This window comes from Vibrio sp. G-C-1 (assembly GCF_021728015.1).
GTDB classification, from domain to species: Bacteria; Pseudomonadota; Gammaproteobacteria; order Enterobacterales; family Vibrionaceae; genus Vibrio; species Vibrio splendidus.
In genome coordinates this window covers 1-19,835 of the sequence record NZ_JAKKCR010000014.1, presented here as the reverse complement: position 1 = coordinate 19,835, position 19,835 = coordinate 1, and the positions used below count along the sequence as shown (strand labels likewise).

The following is a 19,835-nucleotide window of genomic DNA, read 5'->3' as shown; positions in this document are numbered from 1 at the left end:
TCACTCTTTCAGTCTGTGACAATTAAAATTAGAAAGACGCTACATGCGCGCTCTGCGCATGTAGTGTCTGTATCGTTATAGTTATATTAACTTTTTAGAATCTAAGCTCTTATTATTGAGCTTTGATGTATAAGTCTTTCGAGAAGATCTTATCTTCCGCGTTGTTAGTAGGGAAGCCACCAACGTGCGGATTTAGTAGACGTGATTTCACGTATTGGTAGATAGGTGCGATAGGCATGTCTTGAGCCATTAACGCCTCAGCTTCTAGGTAAAGTGCTTCACGCTCTTCTGCTGATGTAGAGTTAAGTGCTTTATCAATGATTTGGTCGTACTCAGCGCTATCGTAGTGAACACCACCGGTAGTGTTGTTGCTCTTCATTAGCGTTAGGAATGACGACGCTTCGTTGTAGTCACCACACCAACCAGCACGTGCTACTTCGAAATCACCTGAATCTTTAGAAGATAGGTAAGTTTTCCACTCTTGGTTTTCAAGCGTTACTTTAAGACCCAGTGTTTTCTTCCACATAGAACCTAGCGCTACAGCAATCTTCTTGTGGTTTTCAGAAGTGTTGTAAAGTAGGTTGAAGTTTAGTGGGTTGTCTTTGCCGTAACCCGCTTCTTCAAGAAGGCGTGCAGCTTCTTCATTACGTTCTTTTTGAGACATCTTGCCGTAAGCAGGAAGTTCAGGGTTAAAGCCAGCTGTGATTTCAGGCGTTAGGAAGTAAGCTGGTTTTTGACCTTGTGCTAGGATTGCGTCACTTACGATATTACGGTCAATTGCGTAAGAAATTGCTTTACGTACACGAACATCATCAAATGGTGCTTTCTTAGTGTTAAAGATGTAGTAGTAAGTACATAGGTTACCCGCTACAGATACATCTTCCGCATACTCTTTCTTAAGGCGCTTGAAGTGCTCAGTTGGAAGTTCATTTGTAAAGTCGATTTCACCAGATAGGAAACGGTTCATTTCCGCAACTTGGTTTTCGATTGGTAGGAACGTTACTTTATTAAGAACAGTTTTATCATTGTTCCAGTATTGGTCGTTACGCTTGAGTACTAGGCGTTCATTAACAACCCATTTATCGACAGCAAATGCACCGTTACCTACAAAGTTACCCGGCTTAGTCCATTGGTCACCGAATTTTTCAACAGTCGCCTGATGTACCGGCTTCATTGTTGTGTGGCCCATCATCATTACGAAATATGGTACCGCTGTATCTAGTTCAACAACAAGCGTGTTTGCATCTACAGCTTTAACACCTAGCTCACTCTTGTCTTTCTTACCCGCTACGATGTCTTTCGCGTTCACCATCTTGGTATATTCCATGTACCAAGCATATGGAGAAGCAGTGGCAGGATCGACTGCACGTTGCCAGCTGTAAACGAAATCTTCAGCTGTTACAGGATCGCCGTTAGACCATTTTGCATCTTTACGTAGGTGGAAAGTGAATGTTTTGTTGTCCGTCGTTTCCCAGCTTTCGGCTACACCTGGGATTGTATTACCTTCGCCATCTTGGTTCACTAGACCTTCTAGAAGATCACGAATTACGTGAGATTCTGGTACACCTTGAGATTTGTGTGGGTCGATAGTCGCAACTTCAGTACCGTTACCGCGAACAAGTTCCTGAACTTTTGCTAGTTCTGTGCCTGCTGGAACTTCAGCAGCGATAGAAAGAGTAGAAGTGGCAGCCACTGCCAAACCAGCACCTAGAAGAAGGGCCTGAGTGATTTTATTCTTGTACATTTAATAAACTCCAAGTTTTACGTATTGCATCCATGACTTCTTTGCTAAGTTCACTGAACGGCAGTGATTTAGATTTATTTAGCTCAAAATTTAAGCATAAAAATCTAAAACCTTACAAAGATTGAGGCACACACTATCAACCATTGAAGTAATTTGCCATAAACAAGTCGCAAAAAATCGGATAATTCTCCGAATTACTCAAGGTCACAGTGTAAATCTCTAATAAAAACCTAATGAATAGTTAATTACACATAGGAATTAATTAAAAAACAGCCTTTAGTGTTGATGTATCTGAATTGATACTTTTATTTAGCATCTTATGCTAGAACACTGTCGGCAAATTAACATTAATGCCACATGAAATCTAATTGCACATCACATATCCCCTAAATAGACTGCACTATTTGTGAGGATTATCACTTTATACAAAACAGCATAAAGCACTGCACCAAAACAGATTTGGAAATGCACCAAGACAGACTAAATCACGCGTTGAATTCATATGCAACTTGACTGCTTAACCATTTATTAAAGAACCTTTTATTTATAAATCACTTTGTAGCACGCACAAAAAAACCGACGTCAAACGTCGGCTTTCTTACTATCTACGTCCCAACCTGAAATACACTTTCACGTTAAGAGCGAAACACGCTAGGGAGTGGATTATTTCTCCCAACGCTCCGCTGCTTTCGCGTCGGAGTCTCGAGAGTCAACCCAACGAGTCGCCTCAGTAGTACGTTCTTTTTTCCAAAACGGCGCTTTGGTTTTCAGAAAATCCATAACAAACTCACACGCTTCGAAGGCAGCGCCACGATGTGCACTGGATACACCAACGTAAACAATCTGGTCACCGATATCTAGGTCACCAACGCGGTGAATCACTCGCATCTTCTGAATAGGCCAGCGCGCTTCAGCTTGATCACAGATCTCGCTCAACGACTTCTCTGTCATACCCGGATAATGCTCCAGAGACAAACCAATCACGTTGTCGCCAAGGTTCATGTCGCGAACTTTACCAACAAACGTCACAACCGCTCCTGCAGCCGTACCTTGAGCTAGATAATCGTATTCGCCACCCACAGAAAAGTCTTCAGCAGTCACTAATACTCTTGGATCAATAACTCGAGAGTCATTCATGGCTAACCTCCAGTAACAGGTGGGAAGAAAGCCACTTCGTCGCCGTCTTTCACTTCAGTCGTCAAAGGTACGATTGATTGGTTGAGTGCTGCCAGCAGCTTGCCCTCTTCCAATGCGATATCCCATTTCCCTTCTTGTGTTACAAGGTGGCTGCGAATCGCTTCAATAGTATTGTATTGCGCATCGATCTCTAGGCTGTCAACACCGACAAGTTCACGAGTTTGAGCAAAGAAAAGTACCGTAATCATGATTCCACCTTGAAGTGACCTGATTTACCACCCGTCTTCTCTAACAGGCGTACGTTCTCGATAACAATGTCTTTCTGAACAGCTTTACACATATCGTAAATCGTTAGCGCGGCAACAGAAGCGGCCGTTAGCGCTTCCATTTCTACGCCTGTCTTACCTGCAAGCTTACATACCGATTCGATACGAACCTTGTTTTCAGATTCAATGGCTTCAAGTTGTACTTCTACTTTAGTCAGTAGCAAAGGGTGACACAGTGGAATCAAGTCCCACGTCTTCTTCGCTGCTTGGATACCAGCAATACGTGCCGTTGCGAAAACATCACCTTTATGGTGGCTGCCAGAAACAATCAGCTCTAGCGTCTCTGCTGACATTTGAACAAAAGCTTCTGCTCTTGCCTCACGTACTGTCTCTGCTTTAGCCGATACATCGACCATGTTCGCTTCGCCAGACGCGTTAATATGTGTAAATTGGCTCATGCTCAATCCACCTTATACAGAAAGATGTGGCATGAAGTTACAAGGACGGTGACTCGCATCCATCTGTTGCTTGATGATCTTAGTCCAACCTGTGCGGCATGCACCTGTAGAACCAGGCATCGCAAAGATAACCGTGTGGTTGGCAAAACCCGCAATCGCACGAGATTGAATCGTCGATGTACCAATCTCTTCGTAAGACACTTGGCGGAAAAGCTCACCAAAGCCTTCTACTTCTTTGTCGAATAGTGGTTTCAGTGCTTCAGGTGTGCTGTCACGAGATGTAAAACCCGTACCGCCCGTGATCATGATCGCTTGAACGGTGTCATCAGCAATCCACTGAGATACGATCGCACGGATCTTGTACATGTCATCGATAACGATTTGCTTATCAACCACGTTGTGGCCTGCTTCTTTAGCATGCTCAGCTAGGTAACCACCTGACGTGTCATTTTCTTCTGTACGAGTATCTGAAACGGTTAGTACTGCGATGTTTGCTGCTTGAAATTTGCTTTCTGCGTGACCCATTTGTTCACCTATATAAATTTTTCAATTATGAGGGCGTGTTGACCTTTCATGATTAAATTTTGTTCGAGATAAAAGCGTTTTAATCGCGGCGAGGGGGAAGTAGCCTAGTCATTCTAAGCAAATCTCCCTCAACAAAGAGTAAAACGCTTTTAGCCGAACCCTTCGGGCAGCGTTTGCTGGTCATTTCTACTACGTTATCGGCTTCTCATGTAGGCTAGCTACACATCAAAGCCTCTGCCTTGTATAAATACCCAGCAACTCGCTGCAAAAATCAGCTCGAAAGAGCAACACGCCCTAGACTGATTCGCCCAGCTTAAAGAAGCTGAGCGATAAAATGCTTTAGAGTATATAGCGGGTTAACCGCCGATTGACGCCAAGTTTGGAGTCATGCCACTGTTGCCATCGTGTAAGAAGTGGCTAACGGACTTGGTTTGAAGCTGAGCCTGAATTCGATCAATGAGCGCTTGCTCTTGTTGATCTTCTTGAATTAGATCTCTCAGTTCAACACCATGGTCGCCAAACAGACATAAGTGAAGTTTACCGGTCGCAGAAACACGCAGTCGGTTACAACTCTCACAAAAGTCTTTCTCGTAAGGCATGATCAAACCGATTTCACCCTTGTAGTCTGGGTGGACAAACACTTGCGCGGGGCCATCATTAACGGCTTTGACTTTTAACAGCCAACCATTAGCAATAAGCTGGTTGCGGATCGCAACGCCAGACACATGGTGTTTATCGAACAACTCGTCCATCTCGCCGGTCTTCATCAGCTCGATAAAACGTAATTGAATAGGTTTGTCTTTGATCCAATTAAGGAAGGCTGGTAATTCCTGACTATTGAGGTCTTTCATCAATACGACGTTGACTTTGACTTGTTCAAAGCCAACCTCAAACGCTTTATCAATGCCTCGCATAACCTCTGTAAACTTATTCTCACCAGTGATCTGATGGAACATGCGCGAATCTAAGCTATCCACGCTCACGTTTATATGGGTTAAACCAGCATCACGCCATTGCCCTACTTGTTTCTCCATGCGGTAGCCATTCGTTGTCGTGGCTACTTTTTCGATGCCTGGAGTAGAAGCAACAGTATGTATGATTTCAGGAAAGTCTTTACGCAGGCTCGGCTCTCCGCCTGTAATGCGGATCTTTGAGGTACCACAATCTGCAAACGCTTTAACAATACGTTTGATCTCGGGAACACTTAAAAAAGACGAGTTTTTTTGCCCTGACGGTTTATAACCATCTGGCAAGCAGTAAGTACATTTAAAGTTACAGACGTCTGTAACCGACAAGCGCAAGTAATAAAACTTGCGATGGAATCTATCTTCGAATTGTTGCGCCACGGAACACCTTTCCAAACACGGGAGGCATAATCATTTCCAATTAAGCCCTTGTGACAACATGTCACTGGCTCTTGATGCGTATCGGTACAGCAAATACCACTGTGCGACTTAGCATGCGAGAGCTCGGAGTTATGGCAACTGCACGTTATATTCACACGCGCAGTAGCTGAGTAATAAAATACTTAATATTTGTACGTGAATCTAGCTCTGATGACAAAAAACGGGTCACATCGGCAAAAAAAACGTATCAAACCCTCAAAATAACTCTTGTTGAGTATCTGACGAGAAGCATTTAACCTAAATTATAGTTGGTAATAATCTAACAAGAACAAAAAATGAATATTTACTCTTCAAAGAAAGTCGTAGCAATCGGTGGGGGCCATGGCTTAGGTCGTATGCTAGCTGCATTAAAAGACTTTGGTAGCAATGCGACTGGCATTGTTGCAACAACAGATAATGGTGGTTCCACCGGGAGAATTCGAGACTGCCAAGGTGGTATTGCTTGGGGAGATACTCGTAACTGTATCAACCAATTAATCACAGAACCTTCGATCAGTTCGATGATGTTTGAATATCGCTTTCGCGGTCAGGGTGAACTCGATGGTCACAACTTAGGTAACCTAATGCTAACGGCGCTAGACAACCTTTCCGTTCGCCCATTGGAAGCAATTAACCTAATTCGAAATATGCTCAAGGTCGATGTCAATATCGTCCCGATGACCGAGCACCCTTCTGATCTCACGGCGCTATCAATGGACGGTCGTTGGGTAACTGGCGAAACTAACGTTGATGACATGACAGAAAAGCTGCGAATGATGGACTTATCTCCAGAAGTACCGGCAACCAAAGAAGCTGTTGCTGCAGTTGAGCAAGCAGACTGCATTGTCCTTGGACCAGGAAGCTTTTTAACCAGTGTGATGCCCCCGCTGCTACTGCCAGAAATTGGCAAAGCAATCGCGGAAAATACCAAGGCAAAAGTTATCTTTGTTGAAAACCTTTCGCCAGAGCACGGCCCTGCAGGAAAAATGACGCTTCAAGAACAATTGGAGTGGTGTGAACGTACCTGTAAGGCAAGAAAAATAGACATTGTACTGGGCAATGAACCACACCCTGAATTAGAAGGGCAATGGAATTGTGTGACCACTGATCTTGCCTCTCCTAACCGAGATTGGCGACACGACCGTTTAAAACTCCAACAAGCGATTAGGGATCAACTGGCTTAATGCTTGTAGCTTAGGCTAAACGACAGAGACCAGTAAAAACAAAAAAGGAGCATCATGCTCCTTTTTTAGTCTCTTTAATAACTAGCCGCTTTAGAGATCCGTCATCAACTGCTGATATTCAGTGTACGTTGATAACAGGAGCTCTTGCATATATTGGAAATCAATCTCGGTTACAGGCAATGCTTGCTTCACTTTTGCGTCTAAGCTAATCGCAAAACTACACAAAGAGTCTGCGCCAAAACTCGCAGCGCTACTCTTAAGTGCATGGCTTATATCAGCCAAGTACTTAGATGTATCCGACGCTTTATTTATCTCTAGATGTTCGTAGTAGCCTTTCAACTCACCTAAGAAGATTTCCAGCAAAACTGGTACATTCTCTTGCCCTATTTCACCGGCGAGCTCATCAACTTTTTGCTGATTTAATACTTTCGTCATTATGATTTTCTTATTGTTTGGTGATTACTGCTTCGCATTCCACGTTTGCAACTTACGGTATATCGTCGATGGACTGACATCTAAGAAACCGGCCGCGCGGGGAATGTTGCCGTCACACGCTTTTATGGCCTGTTCGATAGCCGTCTTCTCAGTGATCCACAATGGGAAAATATCTTTTACCGTGATGTCTTCGTTCTGCTTCTCTTTCAAGCGCAAGCTGTTTTCAATCGGTTGGTTCAATGGTGGTGGAAGCATGTTGAGAGTAATCTCTTTGCCGTTATTCAATACCACCACGTTCCGTAATACGTTTTGTAGCTGACGAACGTTACCCGGCCACTCATATTGATTAAAGCGATCAAGCACTTCCTGAGCAAAACGCACAAACGCCTTACCTTCCTCAACCGACATGTAACCTAGTAACGAGTACGCAATCTCGATGACATCTTCACCGCGCTCGCGCAATGGCGGCAGGTGCAATGGAATCACGTATAAACGATAGTATAAATCTTCTCTAAAGCGACCTTCTTGTACTTCTTTCCAAGGGTCACGGTTGGTTGCACATACGAAACGAACATCGACACTCTTCATCTTCGAAGAGCCAACTTTTTGAAAAGTACCGGTTTGGATAAAGCGCAGCAGCTTGGTTTGCAGCTCTAAGTCCATTTCGCACAATTCATCAAGGAATAGTGTTCCGCCATCAGCAAGTTCAGCGGCACCTTGACGATCAGTTGCAGCACCGGTAAAGGCGCCTTTAACGTGGCCAAATAGCTCACTTTCAATCAGATCTTTAGGGATAGCCGCACAGTTAATCGCGATGAAAGGCTTGTCACCACGCTTGCTCGCCGCATGAATAGCTTCTGCACAAACCTCTTTGCCCGTACCACTTTCACCCGTGATGAAAATACTGGCTTTACTCGATGCTGCAGAGTCGATAGTTCGGTAAACCTGCTGCATGGTTTGGCTACTGCCAATGAAACCTTGATAGTTTTGGTTTCCCGGATGTTCCGAGCTGTTTTTAAGTTTGGTGGCTTTGCGGATCGCGTTGTTCACCGTAATACGGAGTCGGTCGGCTTCACACGGCTTGATAAGGAAATCTTGAGAACCATGACGCATGGCTTCTACGGCGGTATCGATAGAACCGTGAGCCGTCATGAAGATAACCGGAACTTCAGGGTATTTTTGTTTTACAGCAAATAGCACGTCCATACCCGTCATGTCAGGCAGACGTAGATCTAATAAAATAAGGTCTGGGATTCGATGATTCAAACTCTCGATTGCATCGCGGCCAGTGCCGACAATGTTGATATCAATTTCGAGCGGTGTAAGATACGAGCGATATAAAGCTGCTACCGAAGCGGTATCCTCGACCATCAACAAATACTTCGATTTGTTATCTAGCGTTTTTGATTGCATATCCTAGCCATTTATAATTTGCATTTCTTATTATAGTCGCATTCCGCTTTGCATTATGCAAATTAGCCACAATATTTGTAGTGTGTTTTTTTACTTACTTCAAATAATCAATGTTTTATCTATCTGGCACGAACGATGCAACGGTATAAATGACCTTCGGGTCACCTAGCCAACTGACGTTGTTAGTGGACCGAGTGTTCACAAACGTAAGCCAGTAGAACATTTACTACTGGCTGTTTTTTTGCCTGAAACACTCTCAATTCTTGTATTGAGGGGAACAATTCTTCGAATGAAAAGTGAGATTAGCTGTTGGTAATAAACTGCTTTCTTAGCTGCTCAATTTCATCACGCTTCTGTGCGGCCAATTCAAATTCTAGGTTCTGAGCATGCTGATACATCGCAGTTTCTAGCTTGCTGATCTCTTTATCAAGCTGTTGCGGTGTAAGTACTGCATAACTTTCAGAAGGCTCTGCAACCTTAGATAGAGGAACTTGCTTCGATTGGCGCTGCTGCTTCGACTTGGTTAGATCACCCAACTCCATAATATCTTTGATATTACGTTTAAGCGCTTGTGGCGTGATACCTTGCTCTTCGTTGTAAGCTTGTTGTTTTTCTCTACGACGATCAGTCTCATCAATCGCTTTTCTCATCGACTTGGTGATTGAATCACCATACAAAATTGCTCGACCTTCCAAGTTACGAGCTGCACGACCAATGGTTTGGATCAGAGAACGCTCAGAACGCAAAAAACCCTCTTTATCTGCATCAAGAATAGCCACCAGCGACACTTCAGGCATATCCAAACCTTCACGAAGTAAGTTAATACCTACTAACACATCGAACTCGCCCAAACGTAGGTCTCGAATAATCTCTACACGCTCAACGGTATCGATATCTGAGTGCAAGTAACGAACCTTAACACCATGCTCACTAAGGTATTCGGTTAAGTCTTCTGCCATTCGCTTAGTTAGCGTCGTGACAAGCACACGCTCTTCCTTAACAGAACGTATTCTTATCTCAGACAGTAAGTCATCAACTTGAGTAGCGACAGGCCTTACTTCAATAATCGGGTCAAGTAAGCCAGTAGGACGCACCACTTGATCAGCAATCTCACCATCTGATTTCTCAATCTCATAATTACCCGGCGTGGCCGACACAAAAATGGTTTGTGGCGCGATCGATTCGAACTCTTCAAATTTCATCGGACGGTTATCCAACGCAGAAGGCAACCTAAAGCCAAACTCAACCAAAGTCTCTTTACGAGAGCGGTCACCTTTATACATGGCGCCAATTTGCGGCACAGTTACGTGTGACTCATCGATGATCAGCAAACCATCATCAGGCAGGTAATCAAATAACGTTGGAGGCGCTTCCCCTTCCGCACGGCCGCTCAAGTATCGTGAATAGTTTTCGATACCGGAACAGAAACCCAGCTCAGTCATCATCTCGATATCAAACTGAGTTCTTTGAGAAATACGCTGTTCTTCTAACAGTTTGTTGTTGTCTTTTAAATATTGAGCCCTATCGCGCAACTCATCCTTAATCTTCTCAATCGCCTCAAGGATCTTCTCTCTTGGGGTGACATAGTGAGTTTTTGGATAAACGGTAAAACGCGGTAAGTCTCTTTGTTTCACCGCACCAGTCAGAGGATCAAAAATACTAATGCAGTCCACTTCGTCATCGAACATTTCAATTCGAACCGCATCTTGGTCAGATTCAGCGGGAAAGATATCAATAACTTCACCACGAACACGGAACTGCCCACGCTCAAACGCGACATCGTTTCTTGAATATTGCAGCTCAGCCAAGCGGCGTAGAATGTCTCGCTGATCCATCACCTCACCACGACTCAAATGAAGCATCATCTTCAAATAAGACTTAGGATCACCAAGACCGTAGATAGCCGATACAGACGCAACAATAATGGCATCTTTTCTTTCTAACAAAGCTTTGGTCGCTGAAAGTCTCATTTGCTCAATATGAGCATTTATCGACGCATCTTTCTCGATAAAGGTATCCGTGGTTGGAACGTAGGCTTCCGGTTGGTAATAATCGTAGTAAGAAACAAAGTACTCAACGGAGTTATTCGGAAAGAAAGATTTCATCTCGCCATAAAGTTGAGCTGCCAACGTTTTGTTAGGCGCTAACAAAATTGCAGGTCTTTGAGATTGAGAAATGACGTTGGCTAACGTAAAGGTTTTACCAGAGCCCGTAACCCCTAATAGAGTTTGATGTGCCAAACCGGAATCTAATCCATCTAATAATTTGGTTATTGCAGTCGGCTGATCTCCGGATGGGCTATAGTCCGATACCAAGTCAAAGAGTTTACTCATAGGTCGCCATTTCCATACTGTTTTTATAATCAGGTCATTGTCACTCTAGGAGGAGTGTAGTTGCAACTATTATCTAGAGAAATGCATCTTAAGATTAGATATCAGTGATAGCTTTTACTTTTAGAACTTGGTATTATCCGTGCCCTTGCAAGATCTCTTCAGCTAAATCACTCAATTTTTCATCCACTACTTTTCCCCAAAAAATCTAAAAATAGCACTTGTTTTACTGTATGTTTTATAATCGTCAAAAGTTATACAATAGTGATATTTTGATACAAATCTTTTAAATACATTACCTTACCTCAGATTTTTATATTCTCAGATTTATCCCAATTATTGTTGTTAAAGTTTCACACACACACTTATCCACAATTTTGGTGGATAACTAAAGAAAGGCTAAATCCGGTAAGGCGTCCAAGAAAGTAAAGTTTTTTATATTATTTTTTTCTGCTATTTTTTGTTGACAGAAATTCGGACTATTATTAGAATTCGCGTCGCTAACAAGCAATTCCCCTTTAGTTCAGTTGGTAGAACGGCGGACTGTTAATCCGTATGTCGCAAGTTCAAGTCTTGCAAGGGGAGCCAAATTCAGAAAAAAGCTCAATCGAAAGATTGGGCTTTTTTCGTATATAACTGCGACTAACTTGTTCCAAGTTAATGTCACAAACCTAGCCGCCCGCGTTCAAGTCTCGACAAGGGGGCCAAATTTAAAGAAGCCGCATCACTCGATGCGGCTTTTTGCGTTTTAGTGCTTTGGGAGCGTATTCGACTCGCAACTTCCTTCTCTTTTTGATAGTTCTGAGCACAAAAAGCCACAAATATGACCCTATTCTTAGGAAGCAAATCGAGCTCAATTCAAGAATGATCTTATGAAAGATCCAATTCAACTACTCCTACAAACTTGTCTCACGAAGTAAAAATTGGCCGTCTATACTTACGGTAACTTTAATAATCAATCGATTACCTGATGTTTTTTTCACCAAGTGTCTAAATCCCTAGTGATCCTTGGTTGTTATTAGGTAAGCAAAGCAGGATAATATCGGGATCGGAATCTCAAGAATTAATCCATTATGACCGAATACCTTTTGTTGTTGGTTGGCACAGTGCTAGTCAATAACTTTGTGCTAGTGAAGTTTTTAGGACTATGTCCATTTATGGGAGTCTCCAAGAAACTGGAGACTGCGATTGGCATGGGCCTCGCGACGACTTTCGTTCTGACGTTAGCGTCGGTATCTGCATACCTAGTAGAAACCTACATCCTTACCCCTCTGGGTATTGAATACCTGCGTACCATGAGCTTTATCTTGGTTATCGCGGTGGTTGTTCAATTTACGGAAATGGTCGTTCACAAAACCAGCCCGACTCTATATCGCCTGTTGGGTATCTTTCTGCCGCTTATCACCACCAACTGTGCGGTATTAGGTGTGGCACTTCTGAACATCAATGAAAACCACAACTTCATTCAGTCGATCATCTATGGCTTCGGCGCTGCGGTTGGTTTCTCGCTTGTATTGATCCTATTTGCTGCAATGCGTGAGCGTATTGCGGTTGCTGATGTTCCAATGCCCTTCAAAGGCGCATCGATTGCGATGATCACAGCAGGCCTAATGTCTCTGGCATTTATGGGCTTTACTGGGTTGGTGAAGTAAGCATGAGTACCATCTTAATTGCAATCATTGCACTCGCCGTTTTAGCCGCCGTTTTTGGCGCTATCTTAGGCTTTGCTTCTATCCGCTTTAAAGTGGAAGCCGATCCGATCGTTGATCAAATCGACACCATATTGCCGCAAACTCAATGTGGTCAGTGTGGCTACCCTGGCTGTCGCCCATACGCAGAGGCGATCGCTAACGGAGATAAGATCAACAAATGCCCTCCCGGCGGCCAAGCTACGATTGAGAAGCTTGCAGATTTAATGGGCGTAGAAGTTGAAGACTCCGCTCATGACTTAGATAACAAAGTAAAAACCGTTGCCTTCATTCATGAAGATATGTGTATTGGCTGTACCAAATGCATTCAAGCCTGCCCTGTTGATGCCATTGTTGGTGGCACCAAGGCACTTCACACAGTAATCAAAGATGAATGTACAGGTTGTGATCTATGTGTCGCACCGTGCCCTACTGACTGTATCGAAATGATTCCAGTGGCAACAACGACTGAAAATTGGAAATGGCAGATGAACATCATCCCTGTTACTGACATCACTAACCAAGCAACTGATGCGACCGCGTCAGAGCCTAAAGCATAGGGTTAGTATGATCTCTTTAATTGAACAAATTCGCACGGGCTCTATTTGGAACTTCCCAGGCGGTGTGCACCCTGCTGAAAACAAGAAACAGTCGAATACTACTGATATCGTGCATGCAAGGCTTCCTGAAGAAATCGTTCTTCCGGTGAAACAGCACATCGGTAAGCCTGGTAACTTGTTGGTTGCTGTCGGTGATGCCGTACTAAAAGGTCAACAACTGACGGCCTTAGAGACTGGTTTCACTTTGCCAGTACATGCACCAACATCGGGTGTGATTACCGCTATTGAACCACGAACCACCGCTCACCCTTCAGGCTTGAGCGACGTGTGCGTGGTTATTAAACCTGATGGCTTAGACACTTGGATTGAAAAAAAACCAGTTGAAGATTTTTCGACAAAGACTTCTGACGAACTGCTTGATGTGATTCGCCAAGCTGGTATCTCAGGCATGGGCGGCGCAGGCTTCCCTACGGCTAAGAAGCTTCAATCAGGTCTAGGTCGCACCGACATTTTGATCGTCAATGCTGCTGAGTGTGAACCTTACATCACCTCAGATGACAAGTTGCTGCAAGAGCATGCCGAAGAAGTATTGAAAGGCATCGAAGTGGTTGAACACATCCTTCAACCAAAGCTGACGGTTATCGGCATTGAAGACAACAAACCAGATGCGATAAAAGCACTGGAGATTGCTGCGAAAGACAAAGATATCGTCATTCGCGTTATCCCAACCAAATACCCTTCTGGTGGTGAGAAGCAACTTATCAAGATCCTCACCAACAAAGAGGTTCCAGCTGGCGGCATCCCTGCAGACATTGGTGTTTTGGTTCAGAACGTCGGCTCTCTTTACTCGATTAAGCGAGCGGTAATTGACGGCGAACCTGTGGTTAACCGCGTTGTGACATTAACCGGTAAAACCTTTAAGCAACCTCGTAACGTTTGGGCGCTATTAGGCACACCAGTACATGAGTTACTTGAAGAGTTTGGCTACAAAGCAGATAAAAAACTGCCGCGTTTAATTTTGGGTGGCCCGATGATGGGCTTTACCTTGCCGCATGCCAATGTGCCAATCACCAAAACGTCGAACTGTATTTTAGCGCCAACGCGTCGTGAGATCTCACCAAGCACTTACGAAATGGAATGTATTCGTTGCAGCGCATGTGCTGAAGCTTGTCCTGCGTCTCTACTTCCTCAACAACTGCAATGGCATGCGAAAGCCAACGAGTTGGATAAGTGTGAAGAGCTAAATATCAAAGACTGTATTGAATGTGGTGCTTGTGCGTTTGTCTGCCCAAGTGAAATCCCTCTTGTTCAGTACTATCGCCAAGCAAAAGCAGAAATCAAAACCAGAAAAGACGAAGCAACAGCTGCGGAACGTGCCAAGATTCGTTTCGAAGAGAAAAACGCTCGTATGGAGCGTGATAAAGCCGAGCGTGAAAACCGCTTCAAGAAAGCTGCTGACAACCGTCGTAAAGATATGAAGTCTGCGGATGGTGATGATGCGATTGCAGCTGCGATTGCTCGCGTTAAAGCTCAAAAAACAGCAGCAGACCAAACACCTAAGGCAGAACCAGCAGTGAAACCTGCGGTAGCTGCTGCGATTGCTAAGGCAAAAGCGAAACAAGCTGCGGCTCAGAAAGCAGATAGCACTGAACCAGACAATTCTGAAATGTCGAAACTGCGTGAAGAACGTAAACGACAAGCTCGAGAGCGCAAGGCACAACAAGCAGCCGCTGATACTCCTGCAGAAAGCTCTGGCGATGCCAAGAAAGATGCCGTCGCTGCCGCTATTGCTCGCGCTAAAGCCAAGAAAGCACAACAAGCGGAGTCAGCTACTCAAACCGAAAGTGAAGCTCCAGCTGAAAGCTCTGGCGACGCTAAGAAAGACGCCGTTGCTGCGGCTATTGCTCGTGCTAAAGCGAAGAAAGCTCAACAAGCAGAATCAGCTACTCAAACCGCAAGTGAAGCTCCGGCTGAAAGTACTGGCGACGCTAAGAAAGATGCTGTTGCTGCCGCAATAGCTCGCGCTAAAGCGAAGAAAGCACAACAAGCAGAATCAGCTGCTCAAACCGAAAGTGAAGCTCCGGCTGAAAGCTCTGGCGACGCTAAGAAAGATGCTGTTGCTGCAGCTATCGCTCGAGCTAAAGCGAAGAAAGCACAACAAGCTGAATCAGCTACTCAAACCGAAAGTGAAGCTCCAGCTGAAAGTACTGGCGACGCTAAGAAAGATGCTTTAGCTGCAGCCATTGCTCGCGCTAAAGCCAAGAAAGCTCAACAAGCGGAGTCAGCTACTCTAACCGAAAGTGAAGCTCCGGTTAAAAGTTCTGGCGATGCTAAGAAAGATGCTGTCGCTGCGGCCATTGCTCGAGCTAAAGCCAAGAAAGCACAGCAAGCTAAGCAAGACCAAACAGCAGAAACTCCTGAGCCAGTGATTGAAGTTGAAGCTGAAATTCAATCAGAGCCCGTCGATCCTAAAAAAGCTGCCGTTGCTGCTGCAATAGCTCGCGCTAAAGCGAAGAAAGCACAGCAAGCTAAGCAGGTCGAAGCAGAAGCAACCGCTCCTGAAGCTGTAGTTGAAATTGAAGTGGAAGCTGAGATTCGATCAGAACCAGTCGATCCTAAAAAAGCAGCTGTTGCTGCCGCAATTGCTCGTGCTAAAGCAAGAAAGGCGCAGCAAGAGCAAGACAAAAAGAATAATGAGGAGAAAGAGTAGTGGCCTTCTTTATCGCCAGCTCACCGCACGCACACAATCGTAGAAGCACCCCTGATCTCATGAAATGGGTCGCTATTTGTGCATTGCCAGGTCTACTAGCTCAAACCTACTTCTTTGGATGGGGCACGCTCATCCAGTTAGTATTTGCTATTGCACTTGCTGTTACCTTTGAAGCCGCTGTAATGCTGCTAAGAAAACGTCCGCCAGTGATGGCATTACGTGATTACAGCGCTGTTGTGACCGCTTGGCTACTCAGTGTCGCGATTCCCCCACACTCTCCGTGGTGGATTCTAGTGATAGGTATGTTCTTCGCTATTGTCATCGCTAAGCACCTATATGGCGGCCTTGGACAAAATCCATTTAATCCAGCGATGGTTGCTTACGTTGTTTTGCTGATCTCATTTCCAGTTCAGATGACCAGCTGGAATGCGCCGACCAGCTTAACCGCTGAAGCAACAAGCTTTGTTGACTCCTTCTTGATGATCTTTACTGGTTTCAATAATGAAGGTTTATCTCTTCAACAAGCGCGTCTTGGTATTGATGGCACCACGATGGCAACACCACTCGATGCATTCAAAACCGCATTAACGGCAGGCAACACCGCTTCTGAAGCTCTGTCTCAACCGCAATTCAGCTGGTTAGCTGGCGTGGGTTGGGAATGGGTAAACCTTGCTTACCTTGTTGGTGGCCTAGTGTTGATTAAGCAACGTGTGATTCAATGGCATATTCCGGTAGCTTTCATCGGCAGCCTTGCGCTGTTTAGCCTGGTATTCTTAATCTTAACGCCAGGTGAAACCGCTTCGCCAACCATTCACCTATTGTCTGGCGCAACCATGCTTGGTGCATTCTTCATTGCAACCGATCCGGTTTCCGCCTCGACGACAGTGAAAGGTCGCTTAGTATTTGGTGCGCTGATCGGTGGTCTAGTCTTTATCATCCGCAGCTGGGGCGGCTTCCCTGATGGTGTAGCGTTTGCTGTATTGTTAGCCAACATGTGTGTTCCACTGATTGACTACTACACCAAACCTCGTACATACGGCCACTAAGGAAGCAGATGCTATGCTAAATGCAATTAAGAAAAACGGTCTTGTACTTGCGATTTTTGCCTGCGCTTCGACAGGTTTGGTGGCCGTTACTCACTACCTGACCAAAGATCAGATCAAACAGCAAGAACAGGCTCAGTTACTGTCTGTGCTGAACCAAGTGATCCCGCACAATCTTCATGACAACGAGCTGTTTTCAGCTTGTACTTTGGTGGAAGCTGAGGATCTTGGAACAGAACAAGCAATGCCAGCTTATATTGCTACACTCAACGGTGAACCTAGCGCGATTGCGATCGAAGCCATTGCTCCTGATGGCTACAATGGTGCAATAAAAGTAATTGTTGGGATGAAAATTGACGGTACCATTTTGGGTACACGTGTGCTTTCCCACAGGGAAACTCCGGGGTTAGGCGATAAGATAGACCTTCGAGTGAGTGATTGGATACTCTCTTTTGCAGGTAAACAAGTAACCGAGTCAAATCTTGATCGCTGGAAGGTTCGTAAAGATGGTGGTGATTTCGACCAGTTTACTGGCGCGACCATCACACCAAGAGCTGTCGTTAAGTCCGTCAAACAGGCGGTTCAATACGTTAACCAAAACAACCAAGCATTGCTTGCTCAACCTCTAAATTGTGGTGGTGAATAATGAGTGACCATAAAACACTAATTAAAAATGGCATGTGGGCCAATAACCCTGCTCTAGTTCAGCTTCTTGGGTTGTGTCCGCTGTTGGCTGTCTCTTCGACAGTGACGAACGCACTTGGCTTAGGTATTGCTACCTTGCTTGTATTGGTCGGTTCGAACGTTTCTGTCTCTTTGGTTCGAAACCATGTGCCAAAAGAAGTTCGTATTCCAGTATTCGTGATGATCATTGCATCACTGGTAACCTGTGTTCAACTACTGATGAATGCCTACGCATACGGGCTTTACCTATCTTTGGGTATCTTCATCCCACTGATCGTAACCAACTGTATCATCATTGGCAGAGCTGAAGCCTTCGCTTCTAAAAACGAAGTTTTACCTGCTGCTCAAGATGGTTTCTGGATGGGCCTTGGCATGACATCGGTACTGGTTGTATTGGGTGCGATGCGTGAGGTTATTGGTAACGGAACCCTATTTGATGGCGCAGACTTGCTCCTTGGTGATTGGGCTTCGGTATTGCGCATCCAGATATTCCAATTTGATAACAGCTTCTTGTTAGCCCTGCTACCACCAGGTGCCTTTATTGGTGTTGGTTTCTTGATTGCTTTGAAAAATATCATCGACAACCAAGCTAAAGCTAGACAGCCCAAACAAGAAAAACCAGCTATTGAACGCGCTCGCGTTACCAATGCCTGATAAGTTACAGTAGCTTAAACCCTGCTGAGTAACTCAACCGCTCAGCAGGTAAATAGATTAACCAAGTACACATAATAATGACGCTCATAAGAGCGCGTAACCGATGATAAAGCCTGAACCATTGCGGAACTTGTTATTTTAAAACGAGTAAGTTTGAAAGAACTCCGCCGGAACTCAAGCCCTAACTATTTGAAAGTAATGTCGCTATGAACAATGTAAAACGAGTAGAAATACTTGAGCGTTTAAGAGAAAACAATCCCAAGCCAGAAACTGAGCTTAACTGGAACAGCCCTTTCGAGTTGCTGATCGCCGTGCTCTTATCTGCGCAGGCAACCGATGTCAGCGTTAACAAAGCCACTGACAAGCTTTACCCAGTGGCTAATACACCACAGGCTATTTTCGACCTAGGTGTCGATGGCCTAAAAGAGTACATCAAGACCATCGGTCTGTTTAATTCGAAAGCAGAAAACACCATCAAAACGTGTCGTATGCTGCTTGACCTACACAATGGTGAAGTACCGGAAGATCGCGCTGCATTAGAAGCCCTTCCAGGCGTTGGTCGTAAAACAGCCAACGTAGTGTTAAATACTGCATTCGGTTGGCCAACCATTGCCGTTGATACTCACATCTACCGTGTATCAAACCGAACTAAGCTAGCGATGGGAAAAACGGTCGACGATGTTGAAACAAAGCTGCTCAAAGTCATTCCAAAAGAATTCAAACTGGATGTCCACCATTGGCTCATTCTTCATGGACGTTACACCTGTGTCGCGCGTAAACCACGCTGTGGCAGCTGTATCATAGAAGACCTATGTGAATTCAAAGAGAAGACGGACGTCTAGGATCATAAGCTTTAGCTCTAAGTAAGAAGCTAAGAAGCTAAGAAGCTAAGAAGCTAAGAAGCTAAGAAGCTAAGAAGCTAAGAAGCTAAACAATGCCGCATTTTTCTAGCGGCATAAAACAGAATTACAAAAACGTATAAATAATTAAAGCTAGGAGCAAATCATGTCAAACGGTCGTATTTTACACACCATGCTGCGCGTGGGTGATCTAGACAAATCTATCGAGTTCTACACCAATGTAATGGGCATGCAGCTATTACGTAAGAACGAAAACAAAGAGTACGAATACACGCTGGCTTTCGTTGGCTTTGGTGACGAATCTCAAGGCGCTGTGATTGAGCTGACTTACAACTGGGGCACGACTGAATACGACCTTGGCTCAGCTTTTGGTCACGTTGCTATCGGTGTTGATGACATCTACACAACGTGTGATGCAATTAAAGCAGCAGGCGGTAACGTAACGCGTGAAGCTGGCCCTGTTAAAGGCGGCTCTACACACATCGCATTCGTTAAAGATCCTGATGGCTACATGATTGAGCTGATTCAGAACAAACAAGCAAGCGCAGGTCTAGAAGGTTAATCCCTCAACCTCTTTGCGAAGTTGGGCTTGAACGCCTGATGAAATGAAAAAAAGAAGCGAGCACTGTGCTCTAATGCCGTTCACTTAAGAGTGAACGGCATTTTTGTTCTTAGCATACCGCTGTGGTCTAGGCTTAACTGTTCTAGGGAATGTTCTTTCCCTCCGCCCTTCAAGTATTAAGCTTTCAGCCATGTTGT

The 19,835-nt window shown here is 44.6% G+C and carries 18 protein-coding genes, 1 tRNA gene and 1 riboswitch; of the genes, 10 read left to right on the top strand and 9 right to left on the bottom strand.

Features of this window, described 5'->3' with window-relative positions:
* Nucleotides 1-112 precede the first annotated feature (112 nt).
* From L3V36_RS18705 to moaA, 6 genes are all read right to left on the bottom strand, one after another.
* A complete protein-coding gene (locus L3V36_RS18705; RefSeq protein WP_102447612.1) occupies nt 113-1,744 on the bottom strand; it encodes an ABC transporter substrate-binding protein in 1,632 nt (543 codons plus the stop codon).
* 663 nt (nt 1,745-2,407) lie between these two features.
* Nucleotides 2,408-2,881 carry a molybdopterin synthase catalytic subunit MoaE gene (gene moaE / locus L3V36_RS18700; protein ID WP_017088565.1) on the bottom strand — a complete coding sequence of 158 codons (474 nt, stop codon included), beginning with the start codon at nt 2,879-2,881 and terminating at the stop codon, nt 2,408-2,410.
* A gap of 2 nt (nt 2,882-2,883) precedes the next feature.
* The gene (gene moaD / locus L3V36_RS18695) at nt 2,884-3,129 is read right to left on the bottom strand and encodes a molybdopterin synthase sulfur carrier subunit (protein ID WP_004734025.1); all 246 of its coding nucleotides are present in this window, start codon (nt 3,127-3,129) and stop codon (nt 2,884-2,886) included.
* Nucleotides 3,126-3,605 (bottom strand): cyclic pyranopterin monophosphate synthase MoaC, encoded by a 480-nt coding sequence (gene moaC, locus L3V36_RS18690; RefSeq protein ID WP_004734026.1) that lies wholly within the window; start codon nt 3,603-3,605, stop codon nt 3,126-3,128. The genes moaD and moaC overlap by 4 nt, the downstream gene beginning before the upstream one ends.
* 12 nt (nt 3,606-3,617) lie before the next feature.
* The gene (gene moaB / locus L3V36_RS18685; protein WP_108189401.1) at nt 3,618-4,130 is read right to left on the bottom strand and encodes a molybdenum cofactor biosynthesis protein B; all 513 of its coding nucleotides are present in this window, start codon (nt 4,128-4,130) and stop codon (nt 3,618-3,620) included.
* 356 nt (nt 4,131-4,486) lie between these two features.
* The gene (moaA, locus tag L3V36_RS18680; protein ID WP_108189402.1) at nt 4,487-5,476 is read right to left on the bottom strand and encodes a GTP 3',8-cyclase MoaA; all 990 of its coding nucleotides are present in this window, start codon (nt 5,474-5,476) and stop codon (nt 4,487-4,489) included.
* Nucleotides 5,465-5,617: riboswitch (molybdenum cofactor riboswitch) on the bottom strand. It overlaps the preceding gene by 12 nt.
* 194 nt (nt 5,618-5,811) lie before the next feature.
* Between moaA and L3V36_RS18675 the strand changes: the two genes are divergently transcribed.
* A complete protein-coding gene (locus L3V36_RS18675; protein ID WP_017092489.1) occupies nt 5,812-6,699 on the top strand; it encodes a YvcK family protein in 888 nt (295 codons plus the stop codon).
* Nucleotides 6,700-6,789: 90 nt separating this feature from the next.
* Here the strand turns inward: L3V36_RS18675 and luxU are convergent, their stop codons facing one another.
* The 3 genes from luxU to uvrB all read right to left on the bottom strand — a co-directional run bounded on the left by luxU (nt 6,790) and on the right by uvrB (nt 10,880).
* Nucleotides 6,790-7,134: a quorum-sensing phosphorelay protein LuxU gene (gene luxU / locus L3V36_RS18670; protein WP_102448429.1), complete on the bottom strand. Its 345-nt coding sequence runs from the start codon at nt 7,132-7,134 to the stop codon at nt 6,790-6,792.
* Nucleotides 7,135-7,158: 24 nt separating this feature from the next.
* On the bottom strand, nt 7,159-8,547 hold the full coding sequence (luxO, locus tag L3V36_RS18665) for a quorum-sensing sigma-54 dependent transcriptional regulator LuxO (protein WP_004734031.1): 1,389 nt from the start codon (nt 8,545-8,547) through the stop codon (nt 7,159-7,161).
* A gap of 302 nt (nt 8,548-8,849) precedes the next feature.
* Nucleotides 8,850-10,880 carry an excinuclease ABC subunit UvrB gene (gene uvrB / locus L3V36_RS18660; RefSeq protein ID WP_108189403.1) on the bottom strand — a complete coding sequence of 677 codons (2,031 nt, stop codon included), beginning with the start codon at nt 10,878-10,880 and terminating at the stop codon, nt 8,850-8,852.
* A gap of 509 nt (nt 10,881-11,389) precedes the next feature.
* Here uvrB and L3V36_RS18655 point away from each other — a divergent pair.
* The 9 genes from L3V36_RS18655 to gloA all read left to right on the top strand — a co-directional run bounded on the left by L3V36_RS18655 (nt 11,390) and on the right by gloA (nt 19,638).
* A tRNA-Asn gene (locus L3V36_RS18655) sits at nt 11,390-11,465 on the top strand.
* A gap of 485 nt (nt 11,466-11,950) precedes the next feature.
* Nucleotides 11,951-12,529, top strand: coding sequence for an electron transport complex subunit RsxA (rsxA, locus tag L3V36_RS18650; RefSeq protein WP_004734039.1), 579 nt, complete (start codon nt 11,951-11,953; stop codon nt 12,527-12,529).
* A gap of 2 nt (nt 12,530-12,531) precedes the next feature.
* On the top strand, nt 12,532-13,125 hold the full coding sequence (gene rsxB, locus L3V36_RS18645) for an electron transport complex subunit RsxB (RefSeq protein WP_004734040.1): 594 nt from the start codon (nt 12,532-12,534) through the stop codon (nt 13,123-13,125).
* 7 nt (nt 13,126-13,132) lie between these two features.
* Nucleotides 13,133-15,835: an electron transport complex subunit RsxC gene (gene rsxC, locus L3V36_RS18640; RefSeq protein WP_208775719.1), complete on the top strand. Its 2,703-nt coding sequence runs from the start codon at nt 13,133-13,135 to the stop codon at nt 15,833-15,835.
* Entirely contained in the window at nt 15,835-16,881 is a 1,047-nt protein-coding gene (gene rsxD, locus L3V36_RS18635) for an electron transport complex subunit RsxD (protein WP_004734042.1), read from the top strand. The genes rsxC and rsxD overlap by 1 nt, the downstream gene beginning before the upstream one ends.
* A gap of 13 nt (nt 16,882-16,894) precedes the next feature.
* Nucleotides 16,895-17,524, top strand: coding sequence for an electron transport complex subunit RsxG (rsxG, locus tag L3V36_RS18630; RefSeq protein WP_017092700.1), 630 nt, complete (start codon nt 16,895-16,897; stop codon nt 17,522-17,524).
* Nucleotides 17,524-18,216, top strand: coding sequence for an electron transport complex subunit E (locus L3V36_RS18625; protein ID WP_004734044.1), 693 nt, complete (start codon nt 17,524-17,526; stop codon nt 18,214-18,216). The genes rsxG and L3V36_RS18625 overlap by 1 nt, the downstream gene beginning before the upstream one ends.
* 206 nt (nt 18,217-18,422) lie before the next feature.
* A complete protein-coding gene (gene nth, locus L3V36_RS18620; protein WP_102537434.1) occupies nt 18,423-19,058 on the top strand; it encodes an endonuclease III in 636 nt (211 codons plus the stop codon).
* 163 nt (nt 19,059-19,221) lie between these two features.
* Entirely contained in the window at nt 19,222-19,638 is a 417-nt protein-coding gene (gene gloA / locus L3V36_RS18615; RefSeq protein ID WP_004734046.1) for a lactoylglutathione lyase, read from the top strand.
* Nucleotides 19,639-19,835: the final 197 nt, after the last annotated feature.

Bases quoted from the DNA above. Each gene is read 5' to 3' on its own strand.
- moaC (WP_004734026.1), bottom strand. From the start codon at position 3,605: ATGAGCCAATTTACACATATTAACGCGTCTGGCGAAGCGAACATGGTC.
- rsxA (WP_004734039.1), top strand. From the start codon at position 11,951: ATGACCGAATACCTTTTGTTGTTGGTTGGCACAGTGCTAGTCAATAAC.
- rsxB (WP_004734040.1), top strand. From the start codon at position 12,532: ATGAGTACCATCTTAATTGCAATCATTGCACTCGCCGTTTTAGCCGCC.
- L3V36_RS18705 (WP_102447612.1), bottom strand. From the start codon at position 1,744: ATGTACAAGAATAAAATCACTCAGGCCCTTCTTCTAGGTGCTGGTTTG.
- moaD (WP_004734025.1), bottom strand. From the start codon at position 3,129: ATGATTACGGTACTTTTCTTTGCTCAAACTCGTGAACTTGTCGGTGTT.
- rsxG (WP_017092700.1), top strand. From the start codon at position 16,895: ATGCTAAATGCAATTAAGAAAAACGGTCTTGTACTTGCGATTTTTGCC.
- luxU (WP_102448429.1), bottom strand. From the start codon at position 7,134: ATGACGAAAGTATTAAATCAGCAAAAAGTTGATGAGCTCGCCGGTGAA.
- luxO (WP_004734031.1), bottom strand. From the start codon at position 8,547: ATGCAATCAAAAACGCTAGATAACAAATCGAAGTATTTGTTGATGGTC.
- gloA (WP_004734046.1), top strand. From the start codon at position 19,222: ATGTCAAACGGTCGTATTTTACACACCATGCTGCGCGTGGGTGATCTA.
- nth (WP_102537434.1), top strand. From the start codon at position 18,423: ATGAACAATGTAAAACGAGTAGAAATACTTGAGCGTTTAAGAGAAAAC.
- moaE (WP_017088565.1), bottom strand. From the start codon at position 2,881: ATGAATGACTCTCGAGTTATTGATCCAAGAGTATTAGTGACTGCTGAA.
- uvrB (WP_108189403.1), bottom strand. From the start codon at position 10,880: ATGAGTAAACTCTTTGACTTGGTATCGGACTATAGCCCATCCGGAGAT.
- L3V36_RS18625 (WP_004734044.1), top strand. From the start codon at position 17,524: ATGAGTGACCATAAAACACTAATTAAAAATGGCATGTGGGCCAATAAC.
- moaB (WP_108189401.1), bottom strand. From the start codon at position 4,130: ATGGGTCACGCAGAAAGCAAATTTCAAGCAGCAAACATCGCAGTACTA.
- L3V36_RS18675 (WP_017092489.1), top strand. From the start codon at position 5,812: ATGAATATTTACTCTTCAAAGAAAGTCGTAGCAATCGGTGGGGGCCAT.
- rsxC (WP_208775719.1), top strand. From the start codon at position 13,133: ATGATCTCTTTAATTGAACAAATTCGCACGGGCTCTATTTGGAACTTC.